The sequence below is a fragment of the Enterobacter cloacae complex sp. IR5458 genome (assembly GCF_049238025.1).
GTDB classification, from domain to species: domain Bacteria; phylum Pseudomonadota; class Gammaproteobacteria; order Enterobacterales; family Enterobacteriaceae; genus Enterobacter; species Enterobacter kobei.
Genome location: NZ_JBMKIF010000010.1, coordinates 23133 through 41852 on the forward strand (window position 1 = coordinate 23133; position 18720 = coordinate 41852).

The 18720-nt window shown below is 57.3% G+C and carries 20 protein-coding genes; 4 read left to right on the forward strand and 16 right to left on the reverse strand.

Translation table 11 applies throughout. From position 1 onward, the window contains the following. Positions 1-82 precede the first annotated feature (82 nt). Positions 83-547: an anaerobic ribonucleoside-triphosphate reductase-activating protein gene (gene nrdG / locus ACOTYN_RS10505; protein WP_032637633.1), complete on the forward strand. Its 465-nt coding sequence runs from the start codon at positions 83-85 to the stop codon at positions 545-547. A gap of 32 nt (positions 548-579) precedes the next feature. Here nrdG and ACOTYN_RS10510 read toward each other — a convergent pair whose 3' ends face one another. The 12 genes from ACOTYN_RS10510 to pmbA all read right to left on the reverse strand — a co-directional run bounded on the left by ACOTYN_RS10510 (position 580) and on the right by pmbA (position 11243). Further along, positions 580-2490: a BglG family transcription antiterminator gene (locus ACOTYN_RS10510; RefSeq protein ID WP_071922662.1), complete on the reverse strand. Its 1911-nt coding sequence runs from the start codon at positions 2488-2490 to the stop codon at positions 580-582. Positions 2491-2509: 19 nt separating this feature from the next. After that, positions 2510-3646, reverse strand: coding sequence for a lactonase family protein (locus ACOTYN_RS10515; RefSeq protein ID WP_023338954.1), 1137 nt, complete (start codon positions 3644-3646; stop codon positions 2510-2512). Between the two features lie 17 nt (positions 3647-3663). Continuing rightward, positions 3664-4407: a 2-dehydro-3-deoxy-phosphogluconate aldolase gene (gene dagF / locus ACOTYN_RS10520; protein ID WP_023331886.1), complete on the reverse strand. Its 744-nt coding sequence runs from the start codon at positions 4405-4407 to the stop codon at positions 3664-3666. Beyond that, positions 4404-5522: a DgaE family pyridoxal phosphate-dependent ammonia lyase gene (locus ACOTYN_RS10525; protein ID WP_058690303.1), complete on the reverse strand. Its 1119-nt coding sequence runs from the start codon at positions 5520-5522 to the stop codon at positions 4404-4406. Before ACOTYN_RS10525 ends, dagF begins: the two co-directional genes overlap by 4 nt. Then, on the reverse strand, positions 5506-6639 hold the full coding sequence (locus ACOTYN_RS10530; protein WP_023338951.1) for an amidohydrolase/deacetylase family metallohydrolase: 1134 nt from the start codon (positions 6637-6639) through the stop codon (positions 5506-5508). The genes ACOTYN_RS10525 and ACOTYN_RS10530 overlap by 17 nt, the downstream gene beginning before the upstream one ends. 42 nt (positions 6640-6681) lie before the next feature. Further along, positions 6682-7323 carry a DUF4310 family protein gene (locus ACOTYN_RS10535; protein ID WP_003856081.1) on the reverse strand — a complete coding sequence of 214 codons (642 nt, stop codon included), beginning with the start codon at positions 7321-7323 and terminating at the stop codon, positions 6682-6684. A 13-nt stretch (positions 7324-7336) separates the two neighbouring features. Beyond that, positions 7337-8113, reverse strand: coding sequence for a DUF4311 domain-containing protein (locus ACOTYN_RS10540; RefSeq protein ID WP_008501408.1), 777 nt, complete (start codon positions 8111-8113; stop codon positions 7337-7339). Between the two features lie 22 nt (positions 8114-8135). Continuing rightward, positions 8136-8435, reverse strand: a complete 300-nt coding sequence (locus ACOTYN_RS10545) for a DUF4312 family protein (RefSeq protein WP_008501409.1) — start codon at positions 8433-8435, stop codon at positions 8136-8138. Positions 8436-8437: 2 nt separating this feature from the next. Beyond that, entirely contained in the window at positions 8438-8800 is a 363-nt protein-coding gene (locus ACOTYN_RS10550; protein WP_006179053.1) for an SFCGS family glycine-rich protein, read from the reverse strand. Positions 8801-8810: 10 nt separating this feature from the next. Further along, on the reverse strand, positions 8811-9149 hold the full coding sequence (locus ACOTYN_RS10555) for a glycine dehydrogenase (RefSeq protein ID WP_086527803.1): 339 nt from the start codon (positions 9147-9149) through the stop codon (positions 8811-8813). Positions 9150-9465: 316 nt separating this feature from the next. Next, positions 9466-9852, reverse strand: a complete 387-nt coding sequence (gene cybC / locus ACOTYN_RS10560; RefSeq protein ID WP_032637638.1) for a cytochrome b562 — start codon at positions 9850-9852, stop codon at positions 9466-9468. A gap of 38 nt (positions 9853-9890) precedes the next feature. Next, positions 9891-11243 (reverse strand): metalloprotease PmbA, encoded by a 1353-nt coding sequence (gene pmbA, locus ACOTYN_RS10565; RefSeq protein WP_023336694.1) that lies wholly within the window; start codon positions 11241-11243, stop codon positions 9891-9893. Positions 11244-11338: 95 nt separating this feature from the next. Here pmbA and yjgA point away from each other — a divergent pair, with 95 nt between their 5' ends. Then, on the forward strand, positions 11339-11890 hold the full coding sequence (yjgA, locus tag ACOTYN_RS10570) for a ribosome biogenesis factor YjgA (RefSeq protein WP_014882279.1): 552 nt from the start codon (positions 11339-11341) through the stop codon (positions 11888-11890). 101 nt (positions 11891-11991) lie between these two features. Here the strand turns inward: yjgA and mpl are convergent, their stop codons facing one another. Then, the gene (gene mpl, locus ACOTYN_RS10575) at positions 11992-13365 is read right to left on the reverse strand and encodes a UDP-N-acetylmuramate:L-alanyl-gamma-D-glutamyl-meso-diaminopimelate ligase (protein ID WP_014882278.1); all 1374 of its coding nucleotides are present in this window, start codon (positions 13363-13365) and stop codon (positions 11992-11994) included. Positions 13366-13562: 197 nt separating this feature from the next. Here mpl and fbp point away from each other — a divergent pair, with 197 nt between their 5' ends. Further along, a complete protein-coding gene (gene fbp / locus ACOTYN_RS10580; RefSeq protein ID WP_014882277.1) occupies positions 13563-14561 on the forward strand; it encodes a class 1 fructose-bisphosphatase in 999 nt (332 codons plus the stop codon). A 150-nt stretch (positions 14562-14711) separates the two neighbouring features. Beyond that, positions 14712-15068 (forward strand): helix-turn-helix domain-containing protein, encoded by a 357-nt coding sequence (locus ACOTYN_RS10585; protein ID WP_023331881.1) that lies wholly within the window; start codon positions 14712-14714, stop codon positions 15066-15068. Here ACOTYN_RS10585 and ACOTYN_RS10590 read toward each other — a convergent pair. The 3 genes from ACOTYN_RS10590 to ytfT all read right to left on the reverse strand — a co-directional run bounded on the left by ACOTYN_RS10590 (position 15040) and on the right by ytfT (position 18718). Beyond that, on the reverse strand, positions 15040-16611 hold the full coding sequence (locus ACOTYN_RS10590; RefSeq protein WP_014882275.1) for a methyl-accepting chemotaxis protein: 1572 nt from the start codon (positions 16609-16611) through the stop codon (positions 15040-15042). The two genes, ACOTYN_RS10585 and ACOTYN_RS10590, sit on opposite strands and share 29 nt — an antisense overlap. Before the next feature lie 93 nt (positions 16612-16704). Continuing rightward, the gene (yjfF, locus tag ACOTYN_RS10595) at positions 16705-17706 is read right to left on the reverse strand and encodes a galactofuranose ABC transporter, permease protein YjfF (RefSeq protein WP_023331880.1); all 1002 of its coding nucleotides are present in this window, start codon (positions 17704-17706) and stop codon (positions 16705-16707) included. Continuing rightward, positions 17693-18718 carry a galactofuranose ABC transporter, ATP-binding protein YtfT gene (gene ytfT / locus ACOTYN_RS10600; RefSeq protein WP_014882273.1) on the reverse strand — a complete coding sequence of 342 codons (1026 nt, stop codon included), beginning with the start codon at positions 18716-18718 and terminating at the stop codon, positions 17693-17695. Before ytfT ends, yjfF begins: the two co-directional genes overlap by 14 nt. Positions 18719-18720: the final 2 nt, after the last annotated feature.

Sequence of the window (18720 nt, forward strand, 5' to 3'; positions counted from 1 at the left end):
TCGAGCATATTGTTGAGCCCGGCTCCGGTTTTCTCCCTCTCCCTGTGGGAGAGGGCCGGGGTGAGGGCATCAGGTTAACGCTATGAATTACCATCAATACTACCCCGTTGATATCGTCAACGGACCCGGCACCCGCTGCACCCTTTTCGTGTCAGGCTGCGTCCACGAGTGCCCGGGTTGCTATAACAAAAGCACCTGGCGCTTAAATTCCGGTATGCCGTTTACCGCGGAAATGGCAGACCGGATCATTAACGATCTCAACGATACGCGCATCAAACGACAGGGAGTTTCGCTCTCCGGCGGCGATCCTCTTCACCCGCAAAACGTGCCGGAGATCCTTAATCTGGTAAAACGCATTCGCCGCGAGTGCGCAGGAAAGGATATCTGGGTCTGGACGGGATACAGGCTGGATGAACTGAATGCTGCTCAGATGGAAGTAGTGGAGTTGATTAACGTGCTGGTCGACGGCAAGTTCGTTCAGGATTTAAAAGATCCCGCGCTGATCTGGCGCGGCAGCAGTAACCAGGTTGTGCATCATTTGCGTTAATTAAAAGCGGATATTATTTATCCGCCTTTTTCTCAAAACCGACTCAAACTCTCCATCGCCACCGTTTTAAACTCGGCAAAATCGCCGCAGCTACAGAGCCGCGCCATGGCGCGCTCGCGCAGGAAGGTGACGAAGATATCGTAGATCGCCATCGCCTCTTCATACTCGCTTTTGCTGATGGCGAGCAGGAAAATCACGTGCGCGGTTTCGTCACCCCACGCAATCCCCTGCGGGGCGAGTACGGTGTAGACCACGGTTTTCTGGGCAAGCAGACCGAGGGAGTGCGGAAGCGCAATGCCGTCACCGAGCATGGTGCTGACGATGGCTTCACGTTCAACCACCGACTCCAGAAACGCCGTCCCCACAAACCCCTCACCTTCAAGCTGTTCGCACAGCTCGCGGAACAGCGTTTGCTGGTCAATCGGCGCGTCGATGATGCGGAAATGGGCGGCGTCGAAGTATTTATCCAGCATCCACGGGCGGGTGCGGTCTACCAGCACCAGCTTGCCAATCTGCTCCAGCTGATAATCAGTCGGAAACGGTGCGATCATCACTACCGGTTTTGCTTTTTCACTGACGCGCGCGGTGGCGATAACAAAGTCCTCGCTGAGCGATTCCACCTGCTCGTACTCGCGCAGCGTGAGCGTGCGCGTGACCTCAATCTGCGGGTATTTACGCTGGAGTACCGCCTCAATCATACGCACCATCGCATTACCGGCGTCACAGACCAGCAGCACGCGCGGCTGGCGCTGGTAGCCAATGTTGTAGTGACGCTCCAGCCCGACGCCAATGTGCAGCACCAGGAAACCAATTTCGTTTTCGCTGATCGCATACGGCGTGTATTTTCCCCAGTTCGATACCGCCGCCAGGGTCATGTCCCAGGCCATCGGGTAGTGCTGCTTGATATTATCCAGCAGCGGATTGGGGATCATGATTTGATACCGCACGCGGGTGATCATCGTCTTGATGTGCGTGAGCAGATCCGCGTGCAGCTGCGCGTCGCTGAGCAGGTTGTAGTTATAGTGGGTGTTGATGTAGCGCAGGATGTAGTTCACCAGCGCCTCTTCGTCATCGGCGTTAATGGCGCTTGGGGCGATCTCCTGGATCTGCCGCGCAGCGATGTGCACGCAGAGCCAGTTCTCCTCCGAGGGTGCAAGCGCTTTGCCCGCCAGTTCCTGAATGGCCACGGCAATATCTTTCGCCGTTTCCCGCACGTTCTCCTCCACATCCTCCGCATGGAATTCCGACAGCGGATAGCCTTCGCTGATGCGTCGCACCGATACCGCGCAGTACAGGCGCAGGAACAACTCCCCTTCGTCCGTCAGGCGAATGTGGTGACGCGTCAGCGCGTCGTGCAGCACTGGCACCATCTTTTCCGCCACGCCCGCATTGAGCGCGACATCCGTCACCAGCGGGTTCAGGCTGTCCTGCTGCGCCAGCTCCCAGAGCAGATCGGTCAGGCAGGCGCGAACCGACATTTCGCTGCCAAACAGCTTCATGCCATGGCGTGGACGGGTTTCCAGCGTCAGGTTATAGCGATGAAAACACTCGCGCACTTCCGCCATGTCGCTTTGCAGCGTGGCGCGGCTGACAAACCACTCGTCCGCAAGGTCCTCCAGCTTAAGCGAAAACGCCGACGTCAGAAAACGCACCACCAGATAATGCACGCGCTCCGCGCCCGTACGGGGAATACGCAGCGCGCGCGGATGGGAGGCCTGGAGCTGCTGATAACGCGCGGCGTCGTCAATTTTAAGCTGATAGCCATTTCCACGGCTCAGAATAAACTGCGCCCCGTGGCTCGCCAGCAGCGCGTTCAGGGCGGTGATGTCAGCACGGACGGTTCGCGTGGAGACCGACAGCCGCTGCGCCAGCTCGTCCTGCGGCAGCGTCTCGTTTTGCAACAGATCGAAAAGTTGCGCTAAACGTTGGTTCGGAAATCGCACGTCGTTGTCCTCTTACGGCTTAGGGTGAAATGACCATCTGGGATGGGCTGCCGACCGGCGTATAGTCTGGCTCGAAGCTCAACTTCCCATCCTGCGCCACGCGAAAACGGGTAATGTTATCGCTGCGCTGGTTCATAACGTACAGCCAGCGTCCTTGTTTATCGAGCGTCAGGGTGCGCGGGTAGTCGCCACGCGTCCACACGTCATCCTGATGCCTCAGCGTGCCTTCTGCTGTTACGGTAAAGTGCCCGATGCTGTTATGCAAACGGTTAGCCACATACAGCTGTTTACCGTCGGCGCTTAACGCCAGCCCGGCAGCAAAACTGGTGCCTTTGTACCCTTTTGGCAGGGCAGAGAGTGTTTTACCCGCTTTCAAGGTGCCGTTGGCATTCACGGTATAATGGGTGAGCGTTGAGGCCTCTTCGTTAATCAGCCACAGGGCATCCCCTTTCGGCGTAAAGACGAAATGGCGAGGTCCGGCCCCTTTCGAGGAGGCGCTGATAAACGGCGGATCGTTGGGGGTCAGCTTTCCGCTTCGATCGTCAAAACGGTACTGATAGATGCGATCTAACCCCAGATCGGTCGAAAACACGTACTTCCCGCTCGGATCGGCGGCGATCATGTGCGCATGAGGACCGTTGTGATCGCTGATAGCAAAACTGCCCTCTACAGCGGCTTCTGGTTTTGCTGCACCCGGTTCGCCCTGATCCTGATGTTTATCCGTGGCATCTCCCAGGCTGCCGTCTGCTTTGACCGGCAAAACGGCAATCGATCCGCTGACGTAGTTGGCCACCAGCAGGTGCTGGCCATTCGGCGTCAGCGAAAGATAAACCGGCCCCGCGCCGCCGGAGGCCACCTGATTCAACTCGCTCAGCTCGCCGTTATCTTCCACCCGCAGCGCCTGCACCACGCCCTGCTCCACTTCGCTTGCCAGATAGAGCGTTTTGCCGTCGTGTGAGACGGCCAATTGCGCGGCGTTCGGCAGTTTGCTCACCAGCGTTTTGTTGCCTAGCGCGCCGGTTTGCGCGTCAACGGTAAAACGGTACAGCCCTTCGCCGTTGGGGTTGTAGGTGCCGACCCAGGCATACTGGGTTTGCGCGACGGCGGCGGTAGCAAGCAAAGAGAGTGAAGCAACAAGCAGGTTACGGGTGTGCATGGTGGCTCCTTTGGGTGTTATGACTTAACCAGTTTCTTCGTCATCTCAAGCAGCGTACGCACATCTTCCGGACGCGTATCACCGCTGGCCTTGTCGATAATCGAGCTATAGATATGCGGGATGATCTTGCTCACGCCCGCGTCGAGGGCGATCTGCAGGATCGCCTCAAAGTTTTCCAGATCGATCCCGCCGGTCGGTTCCAGCCAGAAGTCGTGACGGGCGCAGGCTTCCGCTACCGCCTGGTATTCGTCACGGCACTTAAGGCCGCCCATCGGGAAGTATTTGATCGAGCTGCCGCCAAAATCTTTCAGCAGGGCAATCGCGGTTTCCACCGGGACAATACCGTCCGGTGCCGTGCTGCTCAGCGGACCGGTGGAAATTTTCACCATACCGACGGTGCCGGTCGGTGAGACCAGACCGTTCACCACAGAGTCGTTCTGCCCCAGCAGCGCGCGGCTGGTCGCCACGCCGGTAAAGACCTGGTTGACGTGCTGCGGCTGTACCTGACGGGAGATTTCACTGACCATCGCCGACTGGTTCGGGTCGCCCGCGCCCAGTCCCACGGAAAGCGCGTTATCAATCAGCGCCGCGTACTCGCGCATATCCGCCACTGCGCTTGCCACGTCCGGGTAATTTTTGGAGAGCACGCCCACCAGCACATGGCCTTCCGCCGCCTCGTAAATGGCGCTGGCATTGGCCTTCGAACCTGCCAGCACGTTCAGGCAGACGCGGTCACGGTAAAAATTGGGGGTCAGTTTCATGCCTTTTTCTCCTGTCCTAACACTTCGCTAATGCGGCGGTACACGATGTTCAGCTGGTCAGCATTTACGCTGCGCACGTCCGCTTCGATAATCCCTTCGTTGGCCTTGTAGCCACGGAAATAGATGGCGTATTCACCCTGCTTGAGCTTATTCACCAGGTCACCGGTGCCCACGCCGGTGGTCGCTTCGTCAAATTTAATCTCGGTGCGGGCAATATCGCGCCCGGCGCTGTCCCAGACTACGCGCGCGGTGACGCCGTTCAGGGTGTTAAGCGCGTCGATAAACGGCGTCATCTTCGCCACCATCTCAGCACCGCTCTCTTTGGTCGCCGTGAGGTAGTGTTCGATGGCGCAGGTCAGGCCGAGGATGCCCTCTTTACCCACCTTCATCGCGCGGCCAATACCTGCCGTCTGGCGTTTCACCCACTCAACGTACTGGGTTTTGCCGATCACCAGCCCGCTGGTTGGCCCTTCGATCGCCTTCGCACCGCTGTAGATCACCAGATCCGCGCCGGAACGGTAGTAAACATGCAGATCTTCTTCCGCTGCGGCATCGACGATCAGCGGCAGATCGTGTTTACGTGCGACTACTGCCGCCTGCTCGACGCTGAGCATGCTTTTCTGCACGCAGTGGTGAGATTTGATATAGAGGATCGCCGCCGTGCGCGGGGTGATCGCCGCCGCCAGCTGATCGGCGGAACATTCGTTGGCATAGCCCGCTTCGACCAGTTTTCCGCCGCCCAGCGCGACCATGGTGCCCACCGGCGCGCCAAAGTTAACGTTGTGGCCTTTCGGCAGGACAATCTCGTTGTTCGCAATCGGGGTCACGTGCAGGTTTTCCAGCAGCCAGTCGCTGTCTTTGACCAGCACTGCCGCTACGGACTGGGTAATGCCCGCCGACGCGCAGGAGACCACCGTCGCGCCTTCCACATCAAGAAGCTTCGCGATGTATTCACCGGTTTTGTTGACCAGATCCTTCATCTCAAAATAGTGATTCATGCCGTCCATTGCGGCCTGCACCACTTCCGGGCGCGGCGTGGAAACGCCCAGCGCCGTCATGCGGCCCGAGGTGTTGATAACTTGCTTTAAGTGGTACTTCTCATAAATCGAAGGCATGTTCCGTGCTCCCTTGTTCGGTCATGTAGCCCTTGCCCGCGCGGATCGCGGCAAGCGGCACCAGAATATGTTCAGCCTGCAGGCTGTCGTTTTCGGCATCCGTCAGCACCGTTGGCTGGCGTTTAATCGTGAACAGCGTCAGGTCGGCGTCAAGGCCGGGCTGGATGCGGCCTTTACGCGTCAGGCGCAGGCCGTCCGCGGCGTTGGCGGTGACGCAGTCAATGACCTGCGGCAAAGACATGCCGATGGCGAGAAACTTCGACATCACGCTTGCAAGCGACCCGACCGGTCCGTTAATCCGGTTACGGCAGTAGATATCCGAGCTGATGGTGTGCGGCAGAATGCCCATCGCGATGGCGCGTTTCGCCACCTCAAAGCTGAAGCTCGCCGTACCGTGCCCCACGTCCAGACGCACGCCGCGCTTCAGGGCGGAGGTGATGGAGGCGCGCAGCTCGCCGGAGGGCGTCAAAATACGGTTGGGTTTGCCGTTGTAGCAGTGGGTGATGATGTCGCCGGAACTGAGCAGTTCGGCGATTTCGTCGAGGTTCGGCGGGTTGTTGCCGATGTGCACCATCAGCGGCAGATCGCCGTTCTCGCTCTGGATGGCTTTCGCGCGCTCCAGCGGCGTAATGCCGTTTTCACCGACCACGCTGCTGCTCATGCGCGCTTTCAGGCCGACGATAAAATCAGGGTGGCGTTTTACTGCCTGCTTCACGGCATCGGCATCAATATTCGCCATATTGGCCAGTTCGTTCTGGGCAATCAGCCCGACGCGGGAGATGTTCAGCAGGGCAAACACCTCGGTGGCGGCCTTGCGGGTAATTTCATAGAAATCATCCACGTCATCTGCCCCGGTACTGCCGGCATCCACCACGGTGGTGACGCCCGTGGCAATGCCTACGCTGTCCGGCTCGTCGTGGTAAATCGGCGAGTTCGGGTAGCAGTGGACGTGAGAGTCAATCCAGCCTGCGCTGACGAACACATTACCGTTCAGCTCAACCGTTTTACGGGCGGGAGCGTCAATGTCGCCCAGCGCGGCGATTTTCCCATCCTGAATGGCGATATCGGTCAGGGTATCGTCGGCGAGGCGCGCGCGGCGCAGGAGTAAATCAAACATGGGGTTCTCCTGATAAGGCGGGCGCCTGAGCGCCCGCGGGTATTAAAGGGCGACCGGGAACAGCCAGCCCAAAATCATTGCACCGAGGATGGCGCCACCGGTGATCGGCTTCTGCCAGATGTAGAACAGCAGCGCGCCCACTAGCGAACCGACGCCGATAGGAATAGAGGCGGTCATGGCGCTGAGGATAATCAACGGCCCGAGGAAGCGGCCTGAGGCGTTACCCGCGCCCATCATCACGTCAGCCCCGTAGGTGGAGTTGCTCTGGTTGATGGTGAACTTACGCGCCAGGATGATGACGTAGCCAATCGCCAGGCCAATCACCAGGCCGGTAATCAGCGAGGCAATAAAGTTGGTCACCGGGAACATGATCCCCGCCCCCAACAGCAGCGCCGGCACGCCGAGCCCGACGCCGGTCTGAATCGCACCGCCGATGTCGAGAATACCCACCAGTGAGCCTTCAATGATGCGGGCGAACAGGAAGCTTGCGCCGAATGCCGCCACCGCACCGTAGACCCCGGTATCAATCCCCGCTTTCAGCATCGCCACGAAGGCCACTTCGTTAAACGCGCCGATGCCGTAGAGGTAGTACATGTGCGTCCCGGCGAACACGCCGGAGGAGAGCAGGCCAACGAAGATCGGGAACGACCAGTCGGCATACCAAAAACCTTTATTCTGTTCCATGTCGAGGCTCCTGTTATTTACCGCTGAGCGAGTTGTGGATCATGTCGAGCCAGTTCGGCACGGTCAGATGGAAGGATTCGATCATCTTCATGTCGAAGCCGCGGAAGAAGCCGCTCAGCACGAAGAGCAGAACGATCGCCGCCATCATCACTTTGGTGACGTGGTTCCAGCCGCTCTCTTCAACGCCTTTACCGATCAGGATCCCCAGCACCAGGCCCGGTACGGCGTTACCCATGATCAGCTGTGCCGCGCCGCCAAAGATGGTGGCCCAGAAGCCCGATTTTTTACCGGCGTCGATGGCCGCCAGCCAGAAGATCACCGGCATCACGGTGTTGACCAGCAGGTTCGCAGCGGGCACCAGCACCTTCACGGCGGTGACCTGAAGCGCAGCCGGTACGGAGGAGGCCGTCAGGTTAAGGAAAGTCACGACGATCATGCCGATCACGCCACAGGCAATCGCCATTTTGCGCGGATCGTGCAGCGTTTCGCCGACGTTACGGTTTTTGATCATCAGTGCCGCCGCGCCCCAGTTCGGGATGATGCGGTGGTCAACGTCCTGTGTGAAAGCACCCGCGGCCACGGAAGAGGCCCAGGCGTTAAAGAAGAAACCTAACCCAAAGGAGAAGTGAGAAGCGGGATCCCCTTCGCAGGAGTTCAGTTCCCCCAACGTACGAAACGCGCCCATACCCTGAGTGGTAGGCGCATGAAACATGCGTGCAGCCCCGGCCCCAACACCGACGCCTACCAGGCCGCCGATAATGAGCGATTTTATTAATATAATTAAGAACATCAGTCTGCCCTTTTATGAATAATCAGCGTTGCGTGACGAAGTCCACCCGATCGAGATTGATGGCGGTCACGTTGACGGTCACATCCAGCTCCACGCTGTAGGTGCGTCTTTCCCGGCGCAAAAAGAAGAACAGAAACGCTTCTTTACGCACCGCTTCTTGCGCCTGAACGACCTGCACATCCTGTGGCTCAATACGCAGTAAGATATGCGGTGAGGCTTTCATCACCGCGGCCTGAACGTGGTTGAGCGCGTCGGCAAAGGCGCGCGCTTTGGCGTCGCCCTTCCCCTTCACTCTCACCGTGGTTGTGAACTGTTCTTTCATGCTTATGCGCCGTGTTTCTTCTGCCACGCCTGCACCAGACGCTCGCCCAGCTCTTCTTTGTCCATAAAGCCAAAGCCCAGCACGTTGCAGCCTTCGTTGATGGCGGTGACGCCTTCATCCACCGAACGCATGCCGTATTTGGCTTTGTAGCCATACTTGGTTTGCGCGGTAATCGCGCCCGCGCCGCCGCTGCCGCAGAAGGAGATGCCGAAGGTGGCGTTTTCCGCTTTCATTACGTCGCCGAGCTTCATATCCGCTGCCATGCCCGGCACAACCACCGCGCGTCCACCTGCTTTTTCCACCCCGGCCGCCACTTTCTGACCTTTACCCAGGCGATCGCCAATCACGACTGTAATCTGTTCCATGTGTTGCTCCTTAAAGGTTGTCTTTCGCGACTTCAAAGTGAACGGAGAGCAGCCAGGCCTCTTCATCAGGAAGGTTGCCAAACTGCGCCACCACTTCACGGGCAAGCCGCATTGAATCCGGTGAAATTTCGTCAAACAGCTCTGCTTCAACCTCCGGCAGCGGCTCGCCGGTCACGGACCGGTGCGCCATGGCGCGAACGTGGGAGGTGAGCATCTGCTCCTGTACTGCGTTGGGGATGATGTTGTGCCGGGCCAGCAGGGCATAGACCTGCTGTAGCATGGTGTTCGCGAGCTGTTCTGTTTGCACCGCCTGTTCCCCAACGTCGTTCATTACCGCTCCGTTAATCACTCGTCTTACCCCGTTAATGGCTCTGGAATAAAACTAACGGTGGGGAGGAAGGGTTTGTAGCGAGTTGTTTTCCACTTCGAAGTGGAAAGGCAAGCCGCGGCAGTGATCTGTGCCACATAAATACGGTGAATGCGGTCAAATCAATGCATTTACGTGATGAATATCACTGATTCCAGCGGTCAAAGGCGGGCAGAGGCAACGAAAACGTTCAGGCGTGGTAATGCAAAAATGTGATGGCGATAGGGTTTACTTATCACCACGCAAAAAAAACGGGAGCCACTGGCTCCCGTTGGGTGTTGGTCCGATGCGCGATCGGTTAACGGTATTTCTTGTGATACGTGTTGCGGGTCGTCACGAACTGATCGGCTGCCGCCTGGGCTTCTTTAACTTTGCCTTCGTTGGCCAGCTTCAGCGCGCCGTCAATCTGGCCGACCAGCACGTCAAAGCCGTGGCGATAGTCTTTCATCTCTGCGCTGTCAGCCGCTTTGCTTTCCAGCTTCGGCGGTGTCGCTTTTTGGGCGTCCAGCGCCGCTTCACGCATTTTGGTCAGGGCGTCTTTCATTTCCGCCGCATTGTCCGTCTTTTGCACCACCTTCAGGTTTTGCCCGAGGATGCCCATGTCTTCTTCAAGATCGGCAGCAAACGCAGAAGAGCCAAGAACCAGCGTTGAAGCCGCGACGATCGCTAACAGATGTTTACGCATTGCTCACTTCCTTTTTTATTATTAACAAAACGCTATCTTTATTGACCCGCAATTTTCATCTCGGGCAGCAGTACAGAACCACACTGTATATTGCTACGTGTTTCAATATCGTTACCGACCGTAACGATGTTGCGCCACATGTCCTTCAGGTTGCCGGCGATGGTGATTTCGCTCACCGGATACTGAATTTCACCGTTTTCGACCCAGAAGCCCGCCGCCCCGCGAGAATAGTCTCCGGTGATGCCGCTGACGCCCTGGCCCATCAGTTCGGTTACCACCAGACCGGTGCCCATCTCTTTCAGCATCTGCTCAAAGTTCAGGCCCTGCCCGGCAATACGCCAGTTATGGATACCGCCCGCGTGACCAGTACTTTTCAGCCCCAGCTTGCGCGCGGAGTAGTTGGTCAGCAGCCACTGGGTCAGAATGCCATCCTTAACGATATCGCGGCGTTCCGTGCGCACCCCTTCGCTGTCGAACGGCGTAGAGGCCAGCCCTTTCAGCAGATGCGGGTGTTCTTCAATGGTCAGCCATTCCGGCAGGATCTGCTTGCCCAGCGAGTCGAGCAGGAAGGTGGATTTACGGTAAACGGAGCCACCGGCGATAGCGCCCACCAGATGACCAAACAGACCGGTTGCCACTTCATTGGCAAAAATCACCGGGGCTTTCATGGTAGAGAGTTTACGCGGCGACAGGCGAGACAGCGTGCGTTCGGCACACTCTTTGCCCACCCACTCCGGCGACTGCAAATCCCCCAGCGCGCGGCCAATGGTGTAGGCGTAGTCACGCTCCATGTCACCGTTCTCTTCGGCGATGACGCAGCTGGAGAGCGAGTGACGGGTGGAGCAGTAGCCCTGCAGCATGCCGTGGCTGTTGCCGAAAACTTTGATGCCGTAGTGGCTGTTGAAGCTGCCGCCTTCGGTATTGGTGATGCGCTTGTCGGCCTGCAGGGAAGCCTGCTCGGCACGCGCGGCCAGCTCGATGGCTTCATCCGGGGTGACTTCTGCCGGGTGGAAGAGATCAAGATCCGGCGCGTCAAAGGCCAGCAGCTCTTTATCGGCCACGCCGGCGTAAGGATCCGGCGAGGTGTATCGGGCGATATCCAGCGCCGCCTGCACCGTGCGGGCAATGGCATCCGGGCTGAGATCGGTAGACGACGCGCTGCCTTTGCGATTCTGGTGATACACCGTGATCCCAAGCGCGCCATCGCTATTGAATTCTACGTTCTCCACTTCGCCATAGCGGGTGCTCACGCTGATACCGGTGGTTTTGCTGACCGCCACTTCGGCGCCATCTGATTTTTCTGAAGCAAGCATCAGCGCGGTGGAGACGGCTTCTTCCAGAATCTTACGCTGCGCTTCAACTTGTGAGGTTACTTTCATCGCAAATGCCATACTGTAAGAGAGAGTTAAATGAAGTCTAACAGAGAACCGTTTTTCAGTGCGCGTCTTAACTGGTAACATTAGCCTCTTTTTTTAAGGAGCCTGACATGACTAAGCAGCCCGAAGACTGGCTCGACGACGTTCCCGGTGATGACATCGAAGACGAAGATGATGAGATCATCTGGGTCAGTAAAAGTGAAATTAAACGCGACGCCGAAGAGTTAAAACAGCTTGGCGCAGAAATGGTAGAACTGGGTAAAAACGCGCTGGACAAAATCCCGCTCGACCAGGATCTGCGTGATGCCATTGAACTGGCACAGAAAATCAAAAAAGAAGGCCGTCGTCGCCAGCTTCAGCTTATCGGGAAAATGCTGCGTCAGCGCGACGTTGATCCGATCCGCCAGGCGCTGGATAAACTGAAAAACCGCCACAACCAGCAGGTTGCGCTGTTCCATAAGCTGGAGCAGATCCGCGATCGTCTGATTGAACAGGGCGATGATGCGGTACCGGAAGTGCTGAACCTGTGGCCGAATGCCGACCGTCAGCAGCTGCGCTCTTTGATCCGCAACGCGAAGAAAGAGAAAGAAGGGAATAAACCGCCGAAGTCTGCGCGTCTGATTTTCCAGTATCTGCGCGAGCTGTCTGAGAACGAAGGGTAATCTGTACGGTTTTGCGCCGGATGGCGGCGTAAACGCCTTATCCGGCCTACAAGGTCGTGCAAAATCCAGGCCCGGTAAGCGCTAGCGCCACCGGGCTTTTTTTACTCTGCGGCCTCGGCCTTTTTCGCCAGACCGTCCAGCAGCTTCTGATGGATCCCACCAAACCCGCCGTTGCTCATCACCAGAATATGGTCGCCAGGCTGTGCGGCTTTGACCACCATATCCGCGAGCGCATCCACATCCGCACTCCAGTGGGCAGGCTGAATGCAGGCATCGGCCACTTCCGCCACCTGCCACGGAATATGCTGCGGCTGCAGCAGGAAGACTTCATCGGCACGGCCTAACGACGGGGCCAGATCGTCTTTGCAGATGCCCATTTTCATGGTGTTCGAGCGCGGTTCCAGCACGGCAAGAATGCGCGCGGTGCCGCCGACCTTGCCACGCAACGCGGCAAGCGTCGCCAGAATAGCCGTTGGGTGGTGTGCAAAATCGTCATACACCGTCACGCCATTCGCTTCACCGCGCAGTTCCAGACGGCGGCGGGCATTGATAAACGTGCCCAGCGCATTGGCGGCATCCGCAGGCAGAACGCCGACATGACGCGCAGCTGCAATCGCCATCAGGCCGTTGTGCATGTTGTGTTCGCCCACCAGGCCCCACTTCACCTCACCCACTTTTTCGCCGTCGAGCAACACTTCCCACTCGGAGGCATCCGCGTTGAGTTTCTTCGCCTGCCAGTGACCCTGCTCGCCCACCAGCTCTTGCTCGCTCCAGCAGCCCATCGCCAGAGTCTGCTTCAGGTTAATGTCATTCTCCGGCAGGATGATACGGCCCTGCCCCGGCACGATGCGCACCAGGTGGTGGAACTGCTTCTGAATCGCTTTCAGGTCGTCAAAAATATCCGCGTGATCGAACTCAAGGTTGTTGAGGATCAGCGTGCGCGGGCAGTAATGGACAAACTTGGAGCGTTTGTCGAAGAACGCGCAGTCGTATTCATCCGCTTCAATGACAAAGAATGGGCTATCGCCCAGACGCGCAGAAACGTCGAAGTTACCCGGCACGCCGCCGATCACAAAGCCCGGCTTGTAGCCACAGGCTTCGAGGATCCAGGTCGCCATGCCGGCGGTGGTGGTTTTGCCGTGGGTACCCGCAACGGCAACCACCCAGCGGTCACGCAGGACGAAATCATGCAGCCATTGCGGGCCGGACATGAATGGAATATTGCGCTCCAGCACCGCTTCAACGCACGGATTGCCGCGGGTCATGGCGTTGCCAATAATGACCAGATCCGGCTCGGGATCCAGCTGGCTGGCATCGTAGCCCTGAATCAGAGAGATACCCTGCTTCTCCAGAAGCGTGCTCATCGGCGGATACACATTGGCGTCCGAACCTGTCACTTCATGGCCCAGCGAGCGCGCCAGCATTGCCAGCCCACCCATGAAAGTGCCACAAATCCCCAATATATGAATGCGCATACGTCACTATCCTTCTTCAATGTGGCGCACATTTTACTCACATGTTAGCGGCTGTGAAACGCATTTCAGGTAAATCCGTATGTTGCTGGCGCGATTCACCTCTGCGCTACTATTTGAATATTTGTTAAGATTGTTGGGCTTTAGTCGTTTTAGTGAACATACAATCGCTCTACTCACAAAGATGCAGGGAAAGTGTTATGAAAACGTTAGGTGAATTTATTGTCGAAAAGCAGCACGAGTTCTCTCATGCTACGGGTGAACTCACTGCTTTGCTGTCGGCAATAAAGCTGGGCGCTAAGATCATCCATCGTGATATCAACAAGGCCGGTCTGGTCGATATCCTGGGTGCCAGCGGTGCCGAGAACGTTCAGGGCGAGGTTCAACAGAAACTCGATCTGTTCGCAAATGAAAAACTGAAAGCTGCACTGCGCGCGCGCGACATCGTTGCGGGTATCGCCTCCGAAGAAGAAGATGAAATTGTTGTTTTCGAAGGCTGTGAACACGCGAAATACGTTGTACTGATGGATCCGCTCGACGGTTCCTCCAACATCGACGTTAACGTTTCTGTCGGTACCATTTTCTCCATCTACCGCCGCGTCACGCCTGTTGGCACGCCGGTGACCGAGGAAGATTTCCTGCAGCCTGGCAGTAATCAGGTGGCTGCCGGTTACGTCGTCTATGGCTCCTCCACCATGCTGGTGTACACCACCGGGTGTGGCGTTCACGCCTTTACCTACGATCCATCGCTGGGCGTCTTCTGTCTGAGCCAGGAGCGTATGCGCTTCCCGGAGAAGGGCAACACCTACTCCATCAACGAAGGCAACTACATCCGATTCCCGAACGGCGTGAAAAAGTACATCAAATTCTGTCAGGAAGAAGATAAAGCGACTCAGCGCCCGTACACCTCCCGCTATATTGGCTCGCTGGTCGCGGATTTCCACCGTAACCTGCTGAAAGGCGGTATCTACCTCTACCCAAGTACCGCCAGCCACCCTGACGGAAAGCTGCGCCTGCTGTACGAGTGCAACCCAATGGCGTTCCTGGCCGAACAGGCGGGCGGCAAGGCGAGCGACGGTAAAGAGCGTATTCTGGACATCGTGCCGGAAAGCCTCCACCAGCGTCGTTCCTTCTTCGTCGGCAACAACCACATGGTTGAAGACGTTGAGCGCTTTATCCGCGAGTATCCGGACGCGTAATCTCTCACTCCCGGGGAGCCCGTCTGGCTCCCCAACACATTTATATCTTTTACCGTATAAGTGTTTATAAAAAACACGCTTTAATATTCGCCATTGCTCCTGCATTATTTCCATAACAGTTTGACAGATATTTCGTGGAGCAGCATCGCAATGAAAAATTATTCCCGGGCGAATACCGGCATTGATTTAAACCTTATTCCTGTATTTATTGAAGTCGTCCGCTGCGGCAGCATGGCAAAGGCATCTGTGCGCCTGGAGATGTCACGTCCTGCGGTGAGCCTGGCCCTGAAGCGTTTTAATCAACTGTTTGATGAGCCATTATTTTTCCGCAAGGGTTTATACCTTGAGCCAACTGAAAAAGCGTTAGCGTTAACCCACTCACTGGAAATATTAATGGGCGATATTCACGATAATATTGCGGCCATTAATTCAGGGCGAAATAAATCCCCGGCACAGAACGTACCGGGGTTGGGAAATATTATGCCGCAGTCTGAGCCGTCAATTTAAATGATGACATGGCCTCCATCAGCTGACGCGACTGCTCTTCCAGAGAGCGGGTCGCGGCGGAGGATTGCTGCACCAGCGCCGCATTCTGCTGCGCCGTTTCGTCCATCTGATTCACAGCAATATTCACCTGCTCAATGCCGCGGCTCTGCTCCTGAGACGCGGTCGCAATCTCGCGCATCAGTTTGGTCATGCGCAGCACTTCGGTGGCAATCTCATCCATCGTTTCACCCGCCTGCTGGGCCAGCTCGCTGCCCTCGTTAACGTGGGTCTGCGAATCGCTGATAAGGGATCGGATCTCTTTCGCCGCGTCGGCGCTGCGGCTGGCAAGGTTACGCACTTCACCCGCCACGACGGCGAACCCGCGCCCCTGCTCGCCCGCGCGCGCCGCTTCCACGGAGGCGTTAAGGGCCAGAATATTGGTCTGGAAGGCAATGCCATCGATCACGCTCAGGATGTCAGCAATACGCGCTGAACTGCCGGAGATATCACGCATTTTTTCAATCACGTAGCAGACCATTTCGCTGCCGTGATCGGCGGTATCAGAAACCGATTTCGCCAGCTGGTGCGCCTGCTCGGCATTATCGGCGTTGAGTTTCACCGTGGCGGTAATCTGTTCCATACTGGCAGCGGTCTGCTCCAGCGAGGTGGCGGTGGATTCTGTACGCTCGGCAAGATCCCGGTTGCCCGCCGTCAGCTCACGGCTGCCGGTGTCGATTTGCGAGCTGGCATCGCGTACCCGCATCACCGAGTGCATCAGCGACTGACGCATCACCTCTATCGCCGCGTTAAGGCGGTTAAATTCCTGGCTCGCCGGGGCATTCAGCGTGTGGGTTAAATCGCCCGCCGCCACATTCTCCAGCTGAGCAATGGAAGCAGAGAGCGGCTTAAGCAGCATATGGCGCAGCACCAGCCAGGCAAGCACGATGATGCCAGCCGTCAGCAGCGCGGCGACAATAATCAGGATCAGCACGCGGGTTTTGCTCGCCTGTACGGCAGTGACTTCCGCCTTCCCTCGCGCTTCGCTCCATGTCTGAAACGCCTGCATATCGTTATCAAACTGCTTCGCCACGGGGATCAGCGTATTCTCCAGCAGGTCGTAATAACTGTCCGCGCTCTGGTCATTCAGGGTTTTTAGCATCGGATTGATGCCCTGCTGGTTATACGTCGCCAGACTGGTTGCCACGTTATCCAGCAACTTTTGCCCCTGCTCGTCAGCCACGCCGCCGTCGATCACGCCTTTCAGCGTTTTCTGAGCCACGGCGATTTCCTGATTGATGTTTTTGACCGATTTGGCCGCATCATCGAGCATGCCGATTTCCATCATCCGGACGGCCTGGCCCGCCTCATTGCGCGCGCGCAGAATCAGCGTATAGCCGGTATTTAGCTGCACCATCTGCTCACCCTGAAGGTGATTAATGCGCTGCAGTGAAGAAGAACTCTGTGTGAGGGCATAAATGCCAATGCCGCTGACAATCAGCAGCAGAAGGGTCATAACGGCCAGTAAAGAGAGCAAGCCGGTACGAATCGATAGCGTTTTAAGCATGATATTATTTCCGGTAGCGAGATATTTCTGGACAGAAAAAAAGGTTATCGGCCGCTACCGGAAAATGTTTAGACTTTAAGCAAATTCAGCGTGTTATCGCTCTGTTACCGAGGTGTTTACGCGAGTAACAGGCGAGCTTTGACGGTTCTCCCAGAGCACCGTCAGACCGCGCTGCAGGGCAATAAATATAAACAGCAGAATGCCGATGGCGATCTTGGTCCACCAGGAACTGAGCGTGCCGTCAAAGTTGATATAGGTCTGGATCAGCCCCTGGATCGCTACGCCGAACAGCGTTCCCAGCACCGTCCCCACTCCGCCGCTGAGCAGCGTGCCGCCAATGACCACAGAGGCAATCGCGTCCAGCTCCACGCCTACGCCTGCAAGGGCATAGCCCGCCTGGGTATACACCGAGAAGACAATACCCGCCAGCGTTGCCAGGCCGGTTGAGAGCATATAGATGCGGATGGTCGTGCTGCGGGTCGAGATCCCCATCAGGTTTGCCGACGTGGCGTTCCCGCCAATGGCGTAAACCTGATTACCGAACCGGGTACGGTGGGCAAGGAAGATACCTACCACTACCACGCCCAGCATCAATAACCCCATCGCGCTCAGACGGCCACCGCCGGGGATTTTCCACGCCAGGCTGGAGAGCGTGTCGTACACCGGGTGGTTAATCGGGATGGACTCTTCCGATACCAGGTAACTCACGCCGCGCAGGAAGAACATCCCGGCGAGGGTAATAATAAAAGCGGGAATTTTTAGCGCGTCGATCAGTAGCCCCATAAAGGCGCCAAACGCACAGCCCATCGCCAGCACCAGCGGAAACGCCACCAGAGGGGAGATCCCCCAGAAACCGATCGCCTTGGCGAGGAACACGCCGGTAAACGCGATCACCGAGCCAACGGAGAGATCGATCCCACCGGAGAGGATCACAAAGGTCATCCCGACGGCGATGATGCCTAAAAAGGCGTTATCGGTCAGGATGTTGCAAATCACGCGCGTTGAGGCAAAACCGGGGAACTGGGTCAGACAGTAGAGATACCCCAGCACAAACACGCCCAGCGTGATCATTAACGGTAAATTACGTTTTATCATGGCCACGGATCCCCTTAATGATGCTGACAAAGCGCGGTGACTGGACGATCAGCACGCAGAGTACGACCACCGCTTTTACCACCTGGTTGAGTTCCGGCTGAAAACCGGAGAGCAGGATCCCGGTGTTCATGCCCTGAATGATCAGCGCGCCAATGACCGAGAGCAGCAGGTTAAAGCGCCCGCCCATCAACGATCCGCCGCCAATCACCACCGCGAGGATGGCATCCAGCTCCAGCCAGAGCCCGGCATTGTTGGCATCGGCCCCGCGGATATCGGCCGCGACAATCACCCCGGCAATGGCGGCGCAAACGCCGCTCAGCACGTAGGTCAGCATCACCATCAGCCGCGTATTGACCCCGGCATTTCGTGCCGCACGAATGTTGATCCCCACCGCTTCAATAAACATGCCGAGCGCTGTTTTGCGGGTGAAAAGCCAGAACACCACTAATGTAACCAGAGCCACGATCACCGGTGTTGGAAAGAACAGGAAATTGCCGCTGCCGATCCACGCCAGACTCGGGGAGTTAAAGGTGACTATCTGTCCGGAGGTGATCAGCTGCGCCACCCCGCGCCCGGCCACCATCAAAATAAGGGTGGCGACGAAAGGCTGAATTTTTAGTACCGCCACCAGAATGCCGTTCCACAGTCCGGCCAGCACGCCGGTTCCCAATGCCGCCAGCAGTACCACCGGCAGGCTATGGCCCGCTACGGTCATGGAGGCTGCGGTGGCCCCGGCAATAGCCATCACCGCGCCGACGGAGAGATCAATCCCGCCGGTGGCTATCACCAGCGTCATACCAATCGCCAGCAGCGCGACGGGCGCGGCACGGTTTAAAATATCGATCGGGCTGCCAAACAGGCGACCATCCTGAACAATAATCTGGAAGAAATGCGGTGCGACAAGGCTATCCACCAGTAACACCACCAGCAGCGCTGCGATTTGCGGCGTGCCGGTTGGCCAGTTAAAGCGGCGCTTTGACTCACCGGTTTGCGAAAGCGAACGGGACATCACAA